The sequence below is a fragment of the Georgenia sp. Z1344 genome, assembly GCF_057652375.1.
Genome location: NZ_CM172728.1, coordinates 370494 through 389775, shown reverse-complemented (window position 1 = coordinate 389775; position 19282 = coordinate 370494). Strand labels below are relative to the sequence as shown.

At 68.7% G+C, this 19282-nt stretch carries 17 protein-coding genes; 11 read left to right on the top strand and 6 right to left on the bottom strand.

All coding sequences use genetic code 11. From position 1 onward, the window contains the following. Positions 1–49 precede the first annotated feature (49 nt). The 3 genes from AC24FB_RS01720 to AC24FB_RS01710 all read right to left on the bottom strand — a co-directional run bounded on the left by AC24FB_RS01720 (position 50) and on the right by AC24FB_RS01710 (position 1455). Positions 50–460, bottom strand: a complete 411-nt coding sequence (locus AC24FB_RS01720) for a hypothetical protein (RefSeq protein ID WP_425713104.1) — start codon at positions 458–460, stop codon at positions 50–52. A 67-nt stretch (positions 461–527) separates the two neighbouring features. Next, positions 528–917, bottom strand: coding sequence for a hypothetical protein (locus AC24FB_RS01715; protein ID WP_425713105.1), 390 nt, complete (start codon positions 915–917; stop codon positions 528–530). Positions 918–1089: 172 nt separating this feature from the next. Next, entirely contained in the window at positions 1090–1455 is a 366-nt protein-coding gene (locus AC24FB_RS01710) for a hypothetical protein (protein ID WP_425713106.1), read from the bottom strand. An 85-nt stretch (positions 1456–1540) separates the two neighbouring features. On the opposite strand from AC24FB_RS01710, the gene AC24FB_RS01705 reads away from it, so the two are divergent. After that, positions 1541–2722, top strand: coding sequence for an N-acetylglucosamine-6-phosphate deacetylase (locus AC24FB_RS01705; RefSeq protein ID WP_425713107.1), 1182 nt, complete (start codon positions 1541–1543; stop codon positions 2720–2722). 75 nt (positions 2723–2797) lie between these two features. Here the strand turns inward: AC24FB_RS01705 and argF are convergent, their stop codons facing one another. Beyond that, complete coding sequence (argF, locus tag AC24FB_RS01700) at positions 2798–3811, bottom strand: ornithine carbamoyltransferase (protein WP_425713108.1); 1014 nt, start codon at positions 3809–3811, stop codon at positions 2798–2800. Between the two features lie 225 nt (positions 3812–4036). Here argF and AC24FB_RS01695 point away from each other — a divergent pair, with 225 nt between their 5' ends. The 8 genes from AC24FB_RS01695 to AC24FB_RS01660 all read left to right on the top strand — a co-directional run bounded on the left by AC24FB_RS01695 (position 4037) and on the right by AC24FB_RS01660 (position 13403). Then, on the top strand, positions 4037–4663 hold the full coding sequence (locus AC24FB_RS01695; protein WP_425713109.1) for a tripartite tricarboxylate transporter TctB family protein: 627 nt from the start codon (positions 4037–4039) through the stop codon (positions 4661–4663). A 6-nt stretch (positions 4664–4669) separates the two neighbouring features. Further along, positions 4670–6169, top strand: coding sequence for a tripartite tricarboxylate transporter permease (locus AC24FB_RS01690; RefSeq protein WP_425713110.1), 1500 nt, complete (start codon positions 4670–4672; stop codon positions 6167–6169). Between the two features lie 154 nt (positions 6170–6323). Next, positions 6324–7259, top strand: coding sequence for a tripartite tricarboxylate transporter substrate binding protein (locus tag AC24FB_RS01685; protein ID WP_425713111.1), 936 nt, complete (start codon positions 6324–6326; stop codon positions 7257–7259). Between the two features lie 39 nt (positions 7260–7298). Continuing rightward, positions 7299–8390 (top strand): mandelate racemase/muconate lactonizing enzyme family protein, encoded by a 1092-nt coding sequence (locus AC24FB_RS01680; protein WP_425713112.1) that lies wholly within the window; start codon positions 7299–7301, stop codon positions 8388–8390. Then, positions 8390–9328, top strand: a complete 939-nt coding sequence (locus AC24FB_RS01675; protein ID WP_425713113.1) for an NAD(P)-dependent oxidoreductase — start codon at positions 8390–8392, stop codon at positions 9326–9328. Before AC24FB_RS01680 ends, AC24FB_RS01675 begins: the two co-directional genes overlap by 1 nt. Before the next feature lie 392 nt (positions 9329–9720). After that, a complete protein-coding gene (locus AC24FB_RS01670; RefSeq protein WP_425713114.1) occupies positions 9721–10413 on the top strand; it encodes a YncE family protein in 693 nt (230 codons plus the stop codon). Positions 10414–10523: 110 nt separating this feature from the next. After that, positions 10524–11618: a TRAP transporter substrate-binding protein DctP gene (gene dctP / locus AC24FB_RS01665; RefSeq protein WP_425713115.1), complete on the top strand. Its 1095-nt coding sequence runs from the start codon at positions 10524–10526 to the stop codon at positions 11616–11618. 294 nt (positions 11619–11912) lie between these two features. Beyond that, complete coding sequence (locus tag AC24FB_RS01660) at positions 11913–13403, top strand: NAD-dependent succinate-semialdehyde dehydrogenase (protein WP_425713116.1); 1491 nt, start codon at positions 11913–11915, stop codon at positions 13401–13403. Between the two features lie 115 nt (positions 13404–13518). Here the strand turns inward: AC24FB_RS01660 and AC24FB_RS01655 are convergent, their stop codons facing one another. Together AC24FB_RS01655 and AC24FB_RS01650 are read right to left on the bottom strand one after the other, a co-directional pair. Beyond that, entirely contained in the window at positions 13519–15384 is a 1866-nt protein-coding gene (locus AC24FB_RS01655) for an FAD-dependent monooxygenase (RefSeq protein ID WP_425713117.1), read from the bottom strand. Between the two features lie 16 nt (positions 15385–15400). After that, on the bottom strand, positions 15401–16228 hold the full coding sequence (locus AC24FB_RS01650) for an alpha/beta hydrolase (protein ID WP_425713118.1): 828 nt from the start codon (positions 16226–16228) through the stop codon (positions 15401–15403). 264 nt (positions 16229–16492) lie between these two features. Here AC24FB_RS01650 and AC24FB_RS01645 point away from each other — a divergent pair, with 264 nt between their 5' ends. Both AC24FB_RS01645 and AC24FB_RS01640 read left to right on the top strand, forming a co-directional pair. After that, the gene (locus tag AC24FB_RS01645) at positions 16493–17386 is read left to right on the top strand and encodes an NAD(P)-dependent oxidoreductase (protein ID WP_487560726.1); all 894 of its coding nucleotides are present in this window, start codon (positions 16493–16495) and stop codon (positions 17384–17386) included. A gap of 237 nt (positions 17387–17623) precedes the next feature. Continuing rightward, entirely contained in the window at positions 17624–19102 is a 1479-nt protein-coding gene (locus AC24FB_RS01640; RefSeq protein WP_425713120.1) for an aldehyde dehydrogenase family protein, read from the top strand. Positions 19103–19282 lie beyond the last annotated feature (180 nt).

Genomic DNA, 19282 nt, shown 5'->3' with positions numbered 1-19282 from the left:
CGCCCTCCTGCGTGCTGCGAGGTCGTCACGGTCACCCCGTGCGATGGGATCAGCCGACCGAGCCTCCGCCGGTGCCGTACCCGCTGAACTCCCCGCAGATCTCCCGGATCGCGGCCTCGTTCTCGGCGTTGCTCGCGATGAGGTCGGGGTCCGGCGTTCCGCCGCCCGCGGCCTCGCCGAACGCGGCCTCCTCCTCGAACAGCGGCCGCAGGTTGTCCGGGGACCGCTCCGCGAGGTCGGCCGACTGCTCCCCGTAGTCGGCGAAGATCTCCTGCACGGCGCCGACGTCGGACAGGTCGGTCAGCTCAAGCGTGCGCTGCTCCATCTCCTGGTAGATCGTGCTGAACTCGTCGCACGCCTCGGACTCGGACAGCTCCTCGCCCCCGCCGCCGCATGCGGCCAGGCAGGTGGCGAGGAGGCCGACGGTGAACATCGTGGCGGCGGGACGGCGGACGGTCATGGTGTCTCCGATGGGTTCGGTGGGTGGGGGTTCGTCGTCGGGCAGGGGTGTGAGGCAGCGGGAGCGCTCAGCTCGCGTCCGCCCCGGAGGCCGTCCCGCACGCCGCGTGGATCGCGTTCTCGGTGGCCAGGTGGTCGGGGAAGGTGTCCTCGTCGACCTCGCTGCCGTCGAGGAGGGTCTCGGCGAACTCGGCCTCGTCGTCGAAGAGGTCGGCGAGGTCGCCCGGCGCGCGGTCGGCGAGGTCGGCCATCTGCTTGCCGTACTCGTCCATGAGGTCGGGCTGCATGACCTGGTTCGGGTCGAGGAAGGTGGGGTTGGTGGCCTCGATGTCGGAGACGATGCGGTCGTACTCGGCACAGGCTTCGGCCTCGGTCAGCTCGGGCTCGTCCCCGCAGGCGGCAAGGGCGGCGACGACCAGCCCGACGACGACGAGCGGGGCGGTCCTGCGCGCGTGCATGGTGGCTCCGGGAGGTCGCGGTGGGCGGCTCGCGAACCGTGCGGGCCTGCGTCGAACCTAGTGACGGCCGGGGCGGGCCGGACAGGGGGAGCGCTCCCCGTCCACGACGGCGCAAGCGCGGCGCCGCGCACTGCCGGACGGAAGTCGCGGCCAGGACGCCCTGCCTCGTCGCTCAGCCGCAGATCTCCTCGATCGCGGCCGTGTTCTCCTGCGAGCTCTCGAGCATCGTGACGTCGGCGGTGCCGTCGACGATCGCGCGCATGAGGGCGGCCTCCTCCTCGAACAGCGGCGTGAGGTTCTCCGGCGAGCGCTCGGCGAGGTCGAGCATCTCGGTCTCGTACTCCTCGTAGAGGTCGGTGCCGGCGTCGGGGCCGCCCTCCTCTGCGGAGCGCTCGCCGAACTCCTCGAACGTCGTCGTGTACTCCTCGCAGGCCTCGGCCTCGGTCAGCTCGTCGTCGCCTCCGCACGCGGCGAGGGTGGTGGCGAGGAGGCCGGCGGCGAGCGCAGTCGTCAGCGTGCGGGGAAGGTGTCGAGGCATGGCGTCACGGTAGTCCCGCGGCAGCGCGACCGGCCGCGCGGTCCCGGAGGGCGATCCGCCGCGCCACCTCCGGCAGGCTGGTGCCATGACCACGACCGGCCGGCTCGCCCTTCTCGGCCGCGTCGTCACGCCCGACGCCGTGCTCGACGACGCCGCCGTCCTCGTCGAGCACGGCCGCATCGTGGCGGTCGGACCGGCGCGCGAGCTCGACCTCGCCGGGGCGGAGACGCTGGCCACGGACGGGTTCGTGCTCCCCGGCCTCGTCGACCTCCACAACCACGGCGGCGGGGGAGTGGGCTTCCCGGACCACGTCGACGCCGCCACCACCCTCCGTGCCGTCCACGAGCACAGGAACCACGGCACGACGACGATGCTCGCCTCCCTGGTGACCGCTCCGTCCCTGGTCCTCAGGGAGCGCGTCGCGGTGCTCGCCGACCTGTGCGACGCCGGGGAGATCGCCGGGATCCACCTCGAGGGACCGTTCCTCTCGGCGGCCCGGGCCGGCGCCCAGGACCCGTCGGCGATCCGCCCGCCCGACGCCGCGCTCACCGCCGAGCTGCTAGAGATCGGCCGCGGGCACGTGCGGACGATGACGATCGCGCCGGAGCTGCCCGGGGTGGAGCGAGTGGTGGAGGCGCTGGTGGCCGGTGGGGCGGTGCCGTCGTTCGGCCACACCGACGCCGATGCGGCGACGACGCGCGCGGCGATCGAGCACGCGGTGGGGGTGCTCGGGGACGCCCGCCCGACGGTCACGCACCTGTTCAACGGCATGCGCCCGTTCGACCACCGCGACCCGGGTCCGATCCCCGCGATCGTGTCGGCGGCCGCGCGGGGGCTCGTCGTCGTCGAGCTCGTGGGCGACGGCGTCCACCTCGACGTCTCGCTGGTGCGCGACGTGGTCGAGACGATCGGCCGCGACGCAGCCGTCCTCATCACCGACTCGATCGCCGCCACCGGCATGCCCGACGGCGACCACCAGCTCGCCGGGATGCGGGTGACCGTGACCGACGGGGTCGCCAGACTCACGGACGGCGGGGCGCTCGCCGGCAGCACGAGTCACCTCATCGACGTCGTGCGGACCGTCCACCGCGCCGGCGTCCCGCTCGTCGACGCGGTGTACATGGCGTCCGCGGGGCCGGCCAGGGTGCTGGGGTTGTCCGACGTCGGCGTGCTCGTCCCTGGCGCCGGCGCAGACGTGCTCCTCACCGACGCCGATCTTCAGCCGACGAGCGTCGTGTGGAACGGAGAAGTCGTCGCCGCGAGCTGAGCCCCGCGTTCCTGCGAGTTCGACCCTGCGTTCCTGCGAGCTGCCGACTGCGACCGGCACCCCGCCTCGCTCCGCTCAGGCCCCCGTGAGCGTCGCGACCAGCACGGCCTTGATCGTGTGCATCCGGTTGCCGGCCTGGTCGAACACCTTCGAGGCGGGGGAGCGGAAGACCTCGTCGGTGACCTCGAGGGCGTCCATGCCGGTGGTCTCGTAGACGTCGCGGCCGACCGCGGTGCCGAGGTCGTGGAACGCCGGCAGGCAGTGGAGGAAGATCGCGGCCGGGTTCCCCGTCGCGGCCATGACCTCGCTCGTCACCTGGTAGTCGCGCAGCGCGGCCACGCGCTCCGCCCACACCTCCTTCTTCTCGCCCATGGACACCCACACGTCGGTGGACACGGCGTCGGCGCCGCGTACCCCCTCGGCGACGTCGGACGTCAGCGTGATCCGGGCGCCCGTGGTCTCCGCGATCCCGCGCGCGGCATCGACCACGTCGGCCGGCGGCTGGTACGCCTCCGGCGCGACGATCCGCACGTCCATCCCCAGCAGCGCCGAGGAGACGAGGAGGGAGCGGCCGGTGTTGAAGCGGGCGTCGCCGAGGTAGGCGTGCACCACGTCCGAGAACGGCTTGGCCACATGCTCGCGGATCGTCAGGGCGTCGGCGAGCATCTGGGTGGGGTGCCAGGCGTCGGTCAGGCCGTTGTAGACGGGGACGCCGCCGTGCTCGGCGAGGGTCTCGACGGTGGCCTGGTGGTCGCCGCGGTACTCGATGGCGTCGTACATCTGGCCAAGCACGGCGGCGGTGTCCGCGATCGACTCCTTGTGCCCAATCTGCGAGCCCGACGGGTCGAGGTACGTGGTCGCGGCCCCCTGGTGGGCGGCGGCGACCTCGAACGCTGCGCGCGTCCGCGTGGAGGTCTTCTCGAAGATGAGCGCGACCGCCTTGCCCGTCAGCCGCCGCTCCTCACGCCCCTCGCGTCGCTCGGCCTTCAGCTGCTCCGCGAGGTCGACGAGGTGCAGCCACTCCGCCGGCGTGAAGTCGAGCTCCTTGAGCAGGTGGCGGCCGGTGAGGTCGATGGGGGCGCTGGTCATGGCCCAATCGTACGGACGTCACGGAACACGTCCGACGACGAACATCGCCCGGCCAGGCGCCCGCCGCGCGGTGTGCGGACCCAGAACAACGGAGTGTGTCCGGTCGGGCAATGTACCCGAACGGGTACTTAACGGTCGATGCACTCACCCATAGTGTCGAGCACCACATACTCGACGCACGGCCGAGCAATGACGCATCGACCCACGTGACGGAGAAGTCCACGTATGACCCACGTTTTTTCCGGCGGCAATCAGACGAATGAATCTACGCTCGACGACGGGAACTCGAAAGGTATCGGGCCGAAATACAGTCAGACGGGCGATCTTGTGGTGCAGGTCGTTTTCCTGGTCGTTGGAGTTCTGGTAGCACGTCAGGGATTCGACATCGGACTGTCGGCCGAACGTGGTTCGCTCGGGGCCGGGATGGTCCCGGCAGTCGTCGGCTCGGTGATGGCGATACTGGCCGGTACCCTCCTCGCCATATCGGGCAAGCGGCGACTCGAGGTCCGACGTCGCTCCGCGGCCACGAACGCCGTAGATTCGCACGACGGCGTTGGCGCCGAGGGTGCAGCGAGTACGTCCGCTTCTTCCTCTGACAATGCGACCGGCGAACCGACCGATGCCATGTGGAAACGCTGGGTCAACGTCGCCGGGCTGATAGCACTGGCGCTCGTGATCCCGGTCGTGGGGCTCGCTCCGGCCGTGGGCATCTATGTCTTTCTGGTGTCATTCTTGATCGAACGGTGGAAGATTGTCTACAGCCTCTTGTTCGCCGTTGCGATCGGCGGGGCGGTCTGGCTCATCTTCCAAGAGCTCCTTTCCGTGCCCGTGCCCACCGGATTCCTCGGTTGATGCGCGATGGGTGACATTCTTCTCGGCCTGCAAACGGCTTTCACAGCGACGAACCTGCTCTACTGCCTGCTCGGAGTCACGCTCGGCACCGTGATCGGGATGCTTCCCGGGCTCGGTTCTGCCTCGGGGGTGGGCTTGCTCCTTCCCTTGACGTTCGGGCTCGAACCAGTCACCGCCATCATCATGCTGGCTGGCATCTACTACGGATCTCAGTACGGCGGGACGATCTCCTCGGTCCTCATCGGAGCGCCTGGTGAAGCAGCCACGGCCGTGACCGTGCTGGAGGGCCATCAGATGGCCCAGCGCGGACGCGCCGGACAAGCTCTTGCGATTGCCGCCATCGCCTCGTTCGTTGCAGGCCTGCTGAGCCTCATCGTCGTGATGTTCGTGTCGCCCCTGCTTGCCGACGTCGCGCTCCGGTTCGGGCCCCCGGAGATGGTCGCCGTCATCCTGCTGGCGCTTGTCGCCACGGTCGGCATCACCGACGGCAGCCGGATCAAGGGGCTGCTGTGCCTGGGTCTGGGCCTGATCGTGGCGACGGTGGGCATCGACCCGGTACTCGGGACCGAGCGCTTCACATTCGGCCGCATCGAGCTGCTCGGCGGACTCGGCTTCATCGAGGTCGTGATCGGCGTGTTCGCGATCGCGGAGATCCTCCGGAACGTCTCCGCCCGCCACTTCAGGCAGGTCTCGCGTCCGTCGTGGAAGGAGATGATGCTGTCCAAGAGCGACATCAAGGACAGCAGTGGCCCGATTCTTCGAGGAAGTGCGATCGGCACGGTGATGGGAGTCGTGCCGGGCGCAGGGTCGACGCTCGCCTCGTTCGCAAGCTACGGCGTCGAACGTGTTCGTGCCGGGGGCCGGGGATTTGGGCGCGGTGCCATTCAGGGTGTTGCGGGCCCCGAGGCGGCGAACAACGCCGGTGCCAACGGTTCGTTCATCCCCACGCTCTCGCTCGGCATTCCTGGATCAGCGACTACGGCGGTGCTCCTCGGAGCGCTGACACTTCACGGTATCCAGCCCGGACCTCTCCTCATCGAGCAGCAGCCCGTTCTGGTCTGGGGGGTTCTGTGCTCGTTCCTCATCGGCAACGCGATCCTGCTGATCCTCAACCTGCCGCTCGCCCCGGCCTTCGCATCTGTACTCACGGTGCCTTACAAGCGGCTCTATCCCGTGATCTTCGCAGTGTGCATCATCGGTGCCTATGCCGTCGAGAACACCATGACGGGGGTCTGGGTGGCCCTGGTGTTCGGCGTCGTGGGCTATTTCCTGCAGAAGTATGACTACCCGTTGCTCCCACTCATTCTTGGTCTCATTCTTGGCCCGATGCTCGAACAAGGGCTGGCGCAGTCCGTGCAGATGGGCGGCGGAAACTACGGGATCTTCATCGATCGCCCACTAGCGATGGTCTTTCTTGCTCTGGCCCTGCTTGCCCTCGTGGTCCCCGCAGTCACCCGTCTCATCAAGAAGAAGAGAGCGGCGGCCATCCGGATGGAGAAGGTCTGACGGAGGGCGGGGCCGGAGAGGAAACAACGGCCGCCCCACGACATCAGTCCACAGATTTGAGCACGAACTCGGCGTCCACGTTGACCGTAGGGAGAAGAACATGACACACCGAACTCGCAGGACGCGGGCACTCGCCGCACTGGCCGGATCGACGTTGATCCTGGCCGCCTGTTCCAGCAGTGACGACAACGGCGGCGGCGAGGGGGGCGGGGATGGCGCGTGGTCGCCGGAGCGGGACGTGAACTACGTCGTGCCGGCCAACGCCGGCGGTGGACAGGACTTGTTCGCGCGGGCGATGGCCGACTCGTTCGCACAGACGGACGACTCGGTCACCGTCGTGGTGGAGAACCGTCCGGGTGGCTCGAGCGCGACCGGATCCTCCTATGTGCAGCAGCAGGAGGGAGACCCGCACTTTCTCCTGACCGCGACGATCTCGACCCTGTCACTGCCGATCACGACGGACGTCAGCTACACGTGGGAGAGCTTCACCCCGATCGCCATGGTCGGTACGGACGTGTCCATCGCCGTGGTGCGGGCGGACTCCGAGTGGGACTCGCTTGAGGCTGTCGTCGAGGACGCGGCAAACGTCCGGGCGGGAGTTGCCGGTCAGGACGGACCGGACTCCGTCACGCTCGACGTCCTCATCAACGAGACCGGCTCCGAGTTCGACCGCGTGGTCTTCCAGTCGGGCGCCGAGATCGTCACCGCGATTCTGGCAGGCAACATCGAGATGGCGATCGTCAACCCCAACGAGGTAGCGGGCCAGCTGGAGAGCGGCGACCTTGTCGCCATAGCCGTGTTTGCGGACGAACGCTACCCGGAGGACTCCGACCTGGGCGACATTCCGACCGCCGCCGAGCAGGGATACGACGTCGCGGTCAGCCAGCTGAGAGGTGTGCTCGCGCCTCCCGGAATCACCGACGAGCAGCGGACCTACTGGGAAGACATGGTCGAGGCCTACACCGAGACCGAGGCTTACGACACCTACATCGAGTCCTCCCTGCTTCAGCCACAGTTCCTCACGGGTGAGGAGCTTGAGAACTACCTCGCCGAGCAGGAGGAACTCCTGCAGGGCGTCCTGGGCGAGTAGTCGCCACCTGATTCACGAGCCAGTTAACAAGGAGTGCTGATGTCCAGGATCGTCGAGGCCCACAGCTGGATCCTGCGGATCCCCCTGCCGGGCGACCACCGCGTCGGTGATGAGAAGGACCACAACATGGCGGGTGTCACGCTGAAGACCGAGGACGGTCACATCGGCCGCGGTTTCGGTTTCACCGTCGAGTGGGACGGTGCCCCCGCCATCAAGTCGGTCATCGATTCGGTGCTCCTTCCCGCTGTCATCGGCCGCAGGAGCTACGACGTGGCCGACATCTGGCGCAAGAGCATGCTCAGGCTCGACCGCGTCCGGCGCGGACTTGCGTCGATCGCGATCGGTGCCGTGGACATGGCCTTGTGGGACCTTGCCGCGGTGGAGCGTGGAATCTCGCTGGCAGACCATGCCGGCAAGGTCGTGACATCGGTTCCCGCATACTCGAGCGGCCAGTTCGCTCCGACGCTTCCGATGGAAAAGGTCATCGAGAACGTCCACAAGCAGCTGGAGATGAGTCTGACGGCGGTCAAGCTCCGCGTGGGTATCGACCCGGAGAACGACATCAGCCGAATCAAGGCACTGCGTTCCGAGTTCGGTGAGTCGCTGCGCATCATGTGCGATGCGAACCAGCGCCTGCTTCTGCCCGAGGCGATCTCGCTCGGGCGCAGGCTTGCTGACCTCGGCGTCTACTGGTTCGAGGAGCCGATGGATGCGCGCGACGTCGCCGGTCACTCAGCACTTGCCAGGGCTATCGACGTGCCCATTGCAGTCGGAGAGCACCTCCAGAGCGCCGGGGAGTTCCAGGAGTACGCCCGTCGCGGCGCAGCCCATCTCCTGCAACCGGATGTCGGACAGCTCGCCGGCCCGACGGAGTTCTTCCAGATTGCCAACGTCGCGCTGTCCGAGGGTGCCGCACTTGCCCCGCACTTCCTGCCCGAGATTCATATCCACCTCATGGCTGCCTACCCGAACGCTGCCTATCTCGAGCAGTTCCCCTGGGCCGACGAGTGGCTCGTCAACACGTTGAAGTTCGAGAACGGGCACGCACGTGTCCCCGACACCGTTGGCCACGGTTTCGACCTGCTGCCCGACGCCATCGAGCAGTTCCTCGTCGCTGGGCAGTGGGACTAATGTCCGGCGGTCTGGTGCTGGTCGGCAGGGAGCAGTTCCGTCGTTCGCTCGTCGAGAGCGCCCTCGACGAGGCGGGACTCGAATGGGCCCTGCTCGAGGAGCCGGGCGCGCGAGCCGACCAGCTTCTCGAACGGGCAGTCGCGCTCGTCGTCCCACCTGAGCGGATCCTGTCCGAGGACGAGGTGGGACGGGCACGCGAGCTGCGCGCCGTGGTCAGCCCGGTCATCGGGACCAACCACCTGCCGCTCAAGGCGCTGGCGCACAGGGGCGTCCCGGTGGCGCACGGAGCGGCGCCGGAGAACTACGTGGGGATGGCGGAGGCCGCGGTGGGGCTCATGCTGTCGATCGTCCATCACCTCAAGGTGAAGGAGGCGAACTTGCTGAACCGCGAGGCGCGTCTCACCGATGTCGGTGGACTCCTCAGCACCCGGACAATCGGGCTCGTCGGACTGGGCCGGATCGGGCGTGCTGTTGCCGAGCGCCTGACGGCCTTCGGCTGCCGGCTCGTCGGCTCAGACCCCCAGGTGGACGAGGTCCACGGTGTCGAGGTGCTCCCGCTCGCGGAGCTGCTCCGGGTCTCCGACGTCATCAGCATCCAGGTCCCGCTGACCGACGACAGCCGCGCGTTGCTCGACACCGCGGCGTTCCAGACGGTCAAGCCGGGCGCGTTCGTCGTCAACATCGGCCGCGGAGGCGTGGTTGACGAGGTCGCACTCGCCGAGGCACTCGACCGCGGCCATGTGGCCGGCGCCGCCATCGATGTCTGGGCGGACGAACCCCCACCTCCGGACCATCCCCTGCTGGGCCGGACGGACGTGATCGCCACATTGCACAACGCAGGGCACAGCAACGAGGCCTACGACAGGTTGGCCCGGCTCTCGGTGGAGCAGGTCACGCGACTGCTGGCCGGTCGCGAGGCCGTCTACCCCGTCGGCTAGACGGATCCGTTCCATCTCGAACCTCGTGGCAGTCCCGTGTCGACAGAAGGCTCCGTTCCTCGTCCCGACGAAAGGCGATCCGCATGACGACAAGCGAGTATCCCGGGAGCGGCGCTGCCGTCGAGCCGGCGCCCCCCGCCGATCCTGACCGGGGCGTGGCAGCGGTGCAGACTCTGGCCGTCGTGGAGAAGAGCGGCCGCGCGATCGCGTTCCACGACGTCTCCGACGGTTCGCTTCTCGAGCGCGTCGAACTCGGCCCGTACCCCCACGAGATGGTGCTCGACAGCGCCCGGCAGAATGCCTACCTCGCCCATTACGGCGTCCGCATGTCCGGCAACGTCGGGCCTGGCGGAACGAGCGTCTTCGTCGTCGACCTCGCGAGGCGAAAGCTCGTGCGCACCATCGAGCTGAGCCCGTTCAACCGACTGCACGGGATTGCCATCGACGACCAGGACCGCCTCTACGTCCTCAGTGAGGAGAAGGGGGTCCTTCTCCGCATCGATGACGCCGCGCATGCCTCGGCACCCTCGGGCGCGGTTGCGACGGGCGCGATCAAGGCCCACATGGTGGTGACCAACCGCTCGGGCAGCCGGGCCTATGTCACGGGGCTCCTCTCCGGCACCGTGAGCGCGGTCGACCCCCACGACGCGTCGAGGCCCCCGGTCGTCGCGGCGGTGGGGCCGCTTCCGGAGAGCTGTGCCCTGAGCGACGACGAGACGAGCCTCTTCGTGGGGGTCCGCGGCGCCAGGGAGATCGTGCAGCTCGACGCCGCGACGCTGCGGCAGGAGAAGCGAGTAGCCGTGCAGGGCGACCCCCTCCGGGTCTACGTCGTCCCCGGCGAGGAGACCCTTCTGACCACCGATATCGAGAACCGCACCGTCACCCGTTACGGCGCCGATCTACGTGAGGTGCAGTCCCTGCAGTTCGACGCCGTTCCGGCGGGAATCTCGTTCCATCACTCGAAGCCGATCGCGTTCGTGACGCTGCTCGACTCGAACCAGGTCGCGATGGTCGACCTCGAGTCGTTCACGACGGTCCGGACCATCTCAACCGGCCCGGAGCCCGACGTCACCGCGCTGATCTGACCGTCCCACACCAAGCGGCGAGAGACGCCGTCACGGACCTGGTGACGTCGCTGACCATCACCCCCCACCCAAAGCAGTCGCAGTGTTGCGACGTACCCGGAGGCAGACCCATGAAGTTCCGACTGACCGGTAGCACGCGAAAGCGCGAGGCAGCCACGATGCTGGCATGCGCGAGCGCCACCGCACTTCTCCTCGCCGCCTGCACCGGCTCCAGCTCCGACGACGGAGACAACGGATCGGGAGGTGAAGCGACCGAGCAGGTCACCCTGCGCTATGCCTTCTACGGCCCCGAGCCCTCCTTCCCCGGAGTGCAGATGAACGAGTGGGCATCTCTCATGGAGGAACGCACAGACGGGATGGTGACGGTCGAGACGTTCCCCGGTGGCACATTGCTCGGCACGGGCGACATCTATGACGGCATCACCGAAGGCGTCGTCGACGTCGGTATGGACAGCCCTCACAACGACGCGGCCCGCTTCCCGTTCAGCTCGGTGATGAACCTGCCGCTGGGCATCCCCAACTCGCAGGTCGCCAGCGCCATCTTCCTTGACCTGATCGAGGAGTTCGAACCCACCGAGTTCGACGGCTACCACCTTGTGACGGCGTTCACCACGGAACCCGCGTACGTGCTCACCACCACCGAGGTCACCGGGCTGGACGACCTCGCGCAGCTCGAGATGCGGACGCCCGGGCCGTTCATCCGCATGGCGGAGGAGCTGGGCATCACGCCTGTCAGTCTGCCCGCGCCGGAACTGGCACAGGCCTTGCAGACGAATCTCGTCGGTGGATCGCTCTCCTCGCGTGACGTCCTCAAGGACCTCAGCCTGGGAGAGTTCCTGAACTACATGGTCGACTATCCCCTGGGTATCGGTGGAACCTTTGTCGCCCTCATGAGCGAGGAGGAGTACGAGGCGCTTCCCGAGGACGTGCAGTCCGAGATCGACACGTTGGTCGAAGAGATGTCGATCTTCGCCAGCTCATACCACGACGAGGTCAATGTGGCCGAGTCGGTCGAGTGGACCCAGACCGAGCACAGCCTGCAGATCACGGAGCTCAGCGACGCTGAGCGTGCGGAGTGGGATGCGATCATGAGCTCGCTCGGCGACGAGTGGGTCGAGGCCCACAGTGACGCCGACTTCGACGCCCAGGCTGTCCTGGACCGTACGCGTGAGCTGATCGAGGAACACACGGGGGACGCCTCGTAGTCGTCGAGCTCAACTCCGTGGACGTGCTCCGACGTCCTGCGCACGCCTTCGCGAACCGGCGTGGAATCGGCGAAGGGCGTAACCGACACCGGGGCATGCAGTGACGCCTGCATCACGGCAGGACGACGATGAGACGCGCCGGCACCGCGCCCGAGATCGGCACCTGTCAGTCGCATGTGTGCTGAAGGAATCGTCGGTGTACCCGTCCGGGGCCTGGTGGCGCACGCGTGTGACGACGCACAGTGCCAGCTGGCGCCCCGTGACGCCGGTGGCCCGGTCGACAAGGAGACGATGATGACTCAGCAGCCCACCCTTCCCGCATCCGTGACCGAGTTCGTCGAGCAGCTGGAGCCGGCTGCTGGGATCTGGGTCGGCGGGCGCGGGAGCGCGGCCTCCGGCGGTAGCACCTTCGCGGTTGTGGATCCGGCGACCACCGCCGAGATCACCCGGATCTCCGACGGCGGGGAGGCGGACGCGCGGCGCGCGGTCGATGCCGCGGCGGGCGCTCTGCCGGGCTGGGCCGCGACGGCGCCGCGTGCCCGGGCTGATGTTCTTCGCCGGGCCTTCGACCTGATGATGGAGCGGCGTGAGCTGCTGGCCGAGCTCATCGCGGCGGAGAACGGCAAGGCGATGACGGATGCGCGGGCCGAGGTCGCCTATGCGGCCGAGTTCTTCCGCTGGTACGGCGAGGAGACCGTGCGGGGCGCCGGCGAGTACACGGTCGCCCCGGCCGGTGGTGTGCGCACGGTCGTCACCCACCGACCGATCGGTGTGGCTGCTCTTGTGACGCCGTGGAACTTCCCGGCGGCGATGGCGACCCGCAAGATCGCGCCGGCGCTCGGCGCCGGCTGCACCGTGCTGCTCAAGCCCGCGTCGGAGACCCCACTGACCGCCCTGGCCATTGGCCAGATCTTGTCCGAGGCGGGACTGCCCGACGGGGTCCTGGCGATCGTCCCGACGTCGTCGGCGTCATCGGTCGTCACGACGTGGCTCGAGGACGAGCGCGTCGCCAAGCTCTCCTTCACCGGCTCGACCGGCGTGGGCAAGGTCCTGCTCGCGCAGGCGGCGAAGCGGGTCATCAGCTCGTCGATGGAGCTCGGTGGCAACGCACCGCTCGTCGTCGGTGCAGATGCGGACGTCGACCAGGCGGTCGCGGGCGCGATGCTGGCCAAGTTCCGCAACGGAGGTCAGGCGTGCACGGCCGCCAACCGGCTCTACGTCCACGCCGACGTCGTGGAGGAGTTCACCGAGAAGTTCGGGGAGCGGGTCGCGGCACTTCGCGTGGGTCCGGCGCAGCAGGAGTCCACCGAGATCGGTCCGCTCATCAACGCGAAGGCGCTCGATGGGGTCGTCGAGCTGGTCGACGCGGCGGTCGAGGCCGGTGCCCGTGTCACGCATCGTGCCGAGCTCGCCGACGACCTTCAGGGCTACTTCTACGCACCCACCGTGGTGCGGGACGTCCCTGCCGATTCCCCTCTCGTGCGCACCGAGATCTTCGGGCCGGTCGCCCCCATCGTCACCTGGACCGACGACGAGGAGATGCTGGCCGAGGTCAACGGCACCGAGCTGGGACTCTCGGCCTACCTGTTCTCGCGCGACCTGGGCTGGGCGATGCGCATCGCAGAGCGGTTCGAGACCGGGATGGTCGGTCTCAACCGCGGCCTCGTCTCCGACCCGGCCGCACCCTTCGGCGGCGTCAAGGAGTCCGGCCTCGGCCGCGAGGGCGGCCACGAGGGCATCCGGGAGTACCAGGAGGTCCAGTACTTCAGCATCGACTGGAGCTGACCCGTCCGACCGGTGCCACGAGATGCGTGTCCGTGTGGCCGAGCCGGCGGCTCGCAGATCGAGGGGGAGTGCGGCGACGACTTCGTGAACGTTCTCGTCCGGGTTCGTCGCGCGACTAGCTCGCCACGCGCAGCCCACGGAAGAAGCGCCCCACGGCGGCCGGGTCGTCCAGCGGGCTGACGAGTGCGACATGCTGGTCGGGACGTACCACGACGACCGCGCCGTCCCGGTCGATACCCCTCTCGTCGAAGACGTCCGGATCCGGCAGTGCCGCGTGGACCCCGTCGCGGTCCACGAGACCGAACGGTCCGACGCGGGGAAGGAACACGCGAGGGACCTGTGCCAGATCGACGGCGTGGTGGTCCTGCTGGAGCACCAGCTGGCAATCGAACCACGCGTGGGGTGTCGCGCCGTCGGGAACCATGGCGAAGGGGGACGCGGAGGATTCGGTGAGCCATGCGGCGAACCGCGTCAGAGCGGATGATCGTGTGCCTGCTCCGGGACGGTCGGCGAACACGTACAGGCGCCATCGTCCATCGGCCGTGGCACTGCGACCGAGCCGGACGGTGTTCCCGTTCGAGACTCGTTGAACGGTGGCGAAGGTGAACCGTCTGCCCACCAGGTAACCGTGCGCGGCCGAGGACCCGGGTACGGGGCCGATCGCGACCGAGCTCCGGTACTGCGTCGCCGTACCGGTGCGGAACTCCTCGGCGGCCATGTAGTAGCTGGCGATGTCGGCAGGGTCGGCGAGTTCGGCCGACCGGCGCGCCATCAGCGCCGCCCACTCCTTGTCGAAGTCGATGAGGTTCTTCGCGACAGCCCGGCGCTCCGTGTCGTACGTGGCGAGCAATGACGCGGGCGCCCGCCCGTCGAGGACGTGGCCGAGCTTCCATCCCAGGTTGAAGCCGTCCTGGATCGAGACGTTCATTCCCTGGCCGCCCTTGGCCGAGTGGGTGTGGCAGGCGTCGCCGGCGATGAACACGCGCGGTTCGCGGCCCCCGGCGCCGTCGTCGAAACGTTCTGCGAGGCGGTGGCCCACCTCGTAGACGCTGTACCACACGACATCCTTCACCTCGAGCGTGTAGGGGTGGAGGATCTCCTGCGCCTTGGCGACGGCGACCTCGAGCGGCGTGTTGCGCACACGGCGGTTGTCACCCTCGGCCACCTCGCCGAGGTCGACGTAGAGGCGGAACAGATGGCCGCCCTCCCGGGGGATCACCATGAGGCTGGCGCCGCTGCCGGACTTGACCATCGTCAGCTTGCGGACGTCGGGGAAGTCGGTGTCGGCCAGCAGGTCGAGCACGCCCCAGGCGTGGTTCGACCGGTCGCCGGGGAAGCTGATGCCGAGCATCTTGCGCACGGCGCTGTGGGCACCGTCGGCACCGACGAGGTAGCAGGCACGGACGATGCGGTGCCCCCGCTCCGGATGCTCGAGTCCGACCTCGACCGGGTACTCGTGATCCTCGGTGACACGGAGGGAGACGAGGGTGTGGCCACGGTCGACCTGCATGCGGGTCGGGGCGTTGGCCATGTGCTCGGTGAAGTAGTCGAGGACCCGCGCCTGGTTGACCGTGGCATGCGGGAACTCGCTCAGGCCGTATTCGTCGTCGATCGCGACCCGCCCCCGCACGATGCGACCTGCGTCGGCCGGGTCGGGGTTCCAGAAGGCCAGCTCGGTGACATGGTGCGCCTCGGAGGCCAGCCGGTCCGCGAAACCGAACGCGTGGAAGATCTCGAAGGAGCGCGCCTGCAGGCCGTCGGCGTGGCCGACAGCCAACCGGTCCGACCGCTGGTCGATGATCCTCGTGGTGATCGTGGGGAACTGCGACAGCTGCGCGGCCACGACGGCACCAGCAGGCCCGGCCCCGACCACGAGGACGTCGACGCGGTCCGGAAGCTTCTCGGGACGGTCGACGCCGGTCCCCGCGGCGGGCTGGATGCGGGGATCCCCCGTGACATACCCGTCGTGGTGGAACTGCATGCGAATACCTCCGCGCTCAATCAGCCGCGGAAGCCGCGGTCGTCGTGGGCAGGGTGCCGGTCAGCCAGTCCTCGATGGTTCGGCACCACGTCGGCCACCTCGGATCGAATGTGAGGCCGTGGCCGGCCCCCTCCAGCACGAGGTGGTCGGCACCCAGCCGACGAGCAAGCCCCACCACCGTGTCCGCGGGAGTGAGCATGTCCTGCTCACCAGCCAGGACGAGGACCGGCACCGAGACCAGCGACTCGTCGACGTCGGCCTCCCACCGGGTGGCCTGCCAGCATGCCGTGGGTGACTCCGGCTGGAGGCGAGCGTAGATCTCCTCCCACGTCTCGGCTGGTGCGTCGCGGAAGAACAGCTCCCGCGCCTCGTCCGGGGGAGGCGGTCCCCAGAGGCTCGTAGCGTCGATCTCGAGCGGGATGGGTTCTCCGGCACAGCTTCGGGGTACGACCGGCGTGAGCAGTACGAGTGCTCGGACCCGGTCCGGGTGCGATGCCGCGTATGCGAGCGACGCCAGGCCTCCCATGCTGTGACCGACGAGGATCGGTGGTTGCTCGAAGGCGTCGACCGCCACGCCGACCTCATGGGCGACCTCGGGTAGTCCGCGTGCCAGCCATGCCTCGTCGGACAGCCGACGCGAATAGCCGTGCGAGTACCAGTCCAACGCGACCGATGTGCGTCCTGCCTGCGAGGAGAACCATGTCTGTGTCTGCTCCCACTGCCAGCCTCCGTGGCAGCCGCCGTGCACGAACACGACGGGCGCCCGAGCCTCGCCCACGGTGGGTTCCGAGCGATAGAGCGCCACCCCGTCGACTACCTCGGTCGGTACTCGGTCACCGGTCATGCCCGCCTCCTTGGGGACTCCGCGTCGGTGCGGTAACGCCAGATTAGGAGCGCGTTCCTGAGACGCGTATCACCCACGGGGGTACAAGACCGTCCGCGCGTGTGTACCCGATGGGGCGATATCCCGCGGTCGAGCTCGTACCTAGTCTCTGGCGTGACGTGTACGTGCCCAAGGGAGGACGATGTGAGCGCCGTCGGCAGTGCCCCCCGACCCGATGACGACGGCTGGGTCCTGCTCGCCGGCCACCTGGCCAGGAGCCCGTCGGTGACCGGAGCTCTCGAGTCGGCCGGCCTTGGCTGGCGAGCCCTTCCCACCGGTACGGCGGACGAGGAGACACTCAGCGGAGCGATCGGCGCCATCCTCCCGCCCGCACGCGGGCTGACAACAGGCGAGCTCGCGGCAGCACCCCGGCTGCGTGCCGTCGTCAGCCCCGTCATCGGCACCGACCAGCTACCGCTGGCCGCCCTCGCCGAGCGCGGCATCCCGGTTGCGCACGGCGCCTTTCCCGAGAACGTCATCGGCATGGCGGAGGCCGCTGCCGGACTCGTCGTCGCACTCGTGCACCGGATCAAGGCCAAGGAGGCGGCGCTCCTCGCACAGGTCCCACCGGCCCACGTCGGTGGGCTGGTCAGTGGACGGACCATCGGGCTGATCGGTCTGGGCCGCATCGGCTCCGGCGTTGCGGAGCGGCTGGCCCCGTGGGGCTGCCGAATGGTCTCGACGAGCTCGGCAGCCGGTCGGACCCCGGGCGTCGAGCCGGTGACGATGCCTGAGCTGCTGGCCGCCTCCGACGTCATCAGCGTCCAGGTCCCTCTCACCGAGACCACCCGCGGGCTCGTCGGAGCGGACGAGATGGCAGCCATGCGTCCCGGGTCGGCGCTGGTGACGATCGGCCGCGGGGGAGTGGTCGACGAGCTCGCGCTCGCCGCCGCCCTCGACGCCGGCCACCTGTCCGGGGCGGCCGTCGATGTCTGGGAGACCGAGCCACCGCCCCCCGACCACCCGTTGCTGGGCCGGCCCGACGTCATCGCGACCGGCCACAACGTCGGCCACAGCGAGGAGAGCTACGCGCGGATGTCCCAGCTCGCTGTCGAGCAGGTCGTCGATCTGCTCGAGGGTCGCGAGCCGCTGTACCCGCTGCCCCCGGCCCGGTCCTGAGCGCCGAGGACCGCGCCCGCCTCGTGCTGCCGACCCTCCGTCGTCGTAGGGCATCCGTCGCTGGTACCCGTTCGGGTGACTGTCCGGCCGGCGTGCCAGTCATTACCTTGTGACAGAACGCACGCGACGTCGCACGACGTCGGCCGACGGTCAATGACCGACCGTCCACCGACCCCGGTCACTCGCGCCGGGCGCCGCGGACCGACGCGTGTCCACGACGATCCGAAGGAGCATCACGTGACGATCATCGGCGCCCCTGCGCTGACCATCACTGACCTCACTGCTCAATTCATCGGCGGCCGGTGGCGTGAGGGCAGCAGCGGCACGGAGCTGCTCAACACCGACCCCTTCAGCGGTGAGGTCCTTGCGAGCTACCCCGCCGCCTCGCTCGACGATCTCGACGCCGCCTACCGGGCAGCGGACGAGGCGCGACGTGGCTGGCGCGAGATGAACGCGTACGAGCGTCGCGCGATCTTCGAGAACGCCGTGACGTACGTGGAGAGCCACCGCGACGAGATCGTGACGATGATCCGCCAGGAGGTCGGAGGCACCGCGCTCAAGGCCAACTTCGAGATCGGCCTGGTCACCGACATCCTCAAGGAGGCTGCGACCTTCCCGCTGCGCATGGAGGGCAAGATCATGCCCTCGCCGATTCCGGACCGCGAGAACTACCTGTTCCGCGAGCCCCTCGGCGTCGTCGGCGTCATCAGCCCGTTCAACTTCCCCTTCTTCCTGTCGATGAAACCGGTCGCCACGGCACTCGGTGCCGGCAACGCCGTCGTGCTCAAGCCGCACGAGGACACTCTTGTCACCGGTGGCACCCTGCTGGCGAAGATCTTCGAGGAGGCCGGGCTGCCGGCCGGCGTGCTCAACGTCGTCGTCACCGACATCTCCACGATCGGCGACGGCTTCGTCGAGCACCCCGTCCCGCGCGCCATCGTCTTCACCGGTTCCAACGCGGTGGGCGCGCACGTCGCCGAGGTCGCCGGGCGCAACCTCAAGAAGGTGCTGCTCGAGCTCGGCGGCAACAATGCGTTCATCGTGCTCGACGACGCCGACCTCGACCTCGCCGTCGACGCCGCCGTCTTCTCCCGGTTCACCCACCAGGGCCAGATCTGCATGTCGGCGAACCGGGTGCTCGTCCAGAAGGGCATCCGCCCGGCGTTCGAGGAGAAGTACGTCGCCAAGGTCGAGTCGCTCACCGTCGGAGACCCGGGTGCGCAGGACACGATCATCGGCCCCGTCATCAACGAGCGTCAGGCCACCAACCTCGGGGGCCTCGTGCAGCGCGCCCTCGACGCCGGCGCCCGCCCGCTGGTCAAGGGCGAGGTCGACGGCACCCTCGTCCACCCGACCGTCCTGACCGACGTCACCCGCGACATGGAGGTGGCGCGCGTGGAGATGTTCGGCCCTGTCGTCGTCCTCGAGGAGTTCGACGCCGACGAGGACGCCGTGCGCATCGCCAACGACTCCGACTTCGGCCTGTCCGGCGCGGTGCACACCACCGACATCGAGCGCGGCATGCGGATCGCCCGCAACGTCGAGACCGGGATGATCCACATCAACGACGCCTCGATCCACGACGAGCCGATCATTGCGTTCGGCGGCTCGAAGCAGTCCGGGTTCGGCCGGCTCAACGGCCAGTGGAGCCTGGACGAGTTCACCGAGATGAAGTGGATCTCCGTCAACCGGGGTCGGCGCCGGTTCCCGTACTGACCAGGTCCTGGCGCCACCGATCGGTGGGCGGTCCTGATCCCGACGCCGTCCCGATCTCCGTTCCGTCCACCAGTACCTGTTCGGGGACTGACGTCCTCACGGTGAGCGGCCGTACGGTGCCGACACCTCACCATCCGCAACTGACGGCGGCGCGGGGCCACCGCGCCGCCGTACGGCAAA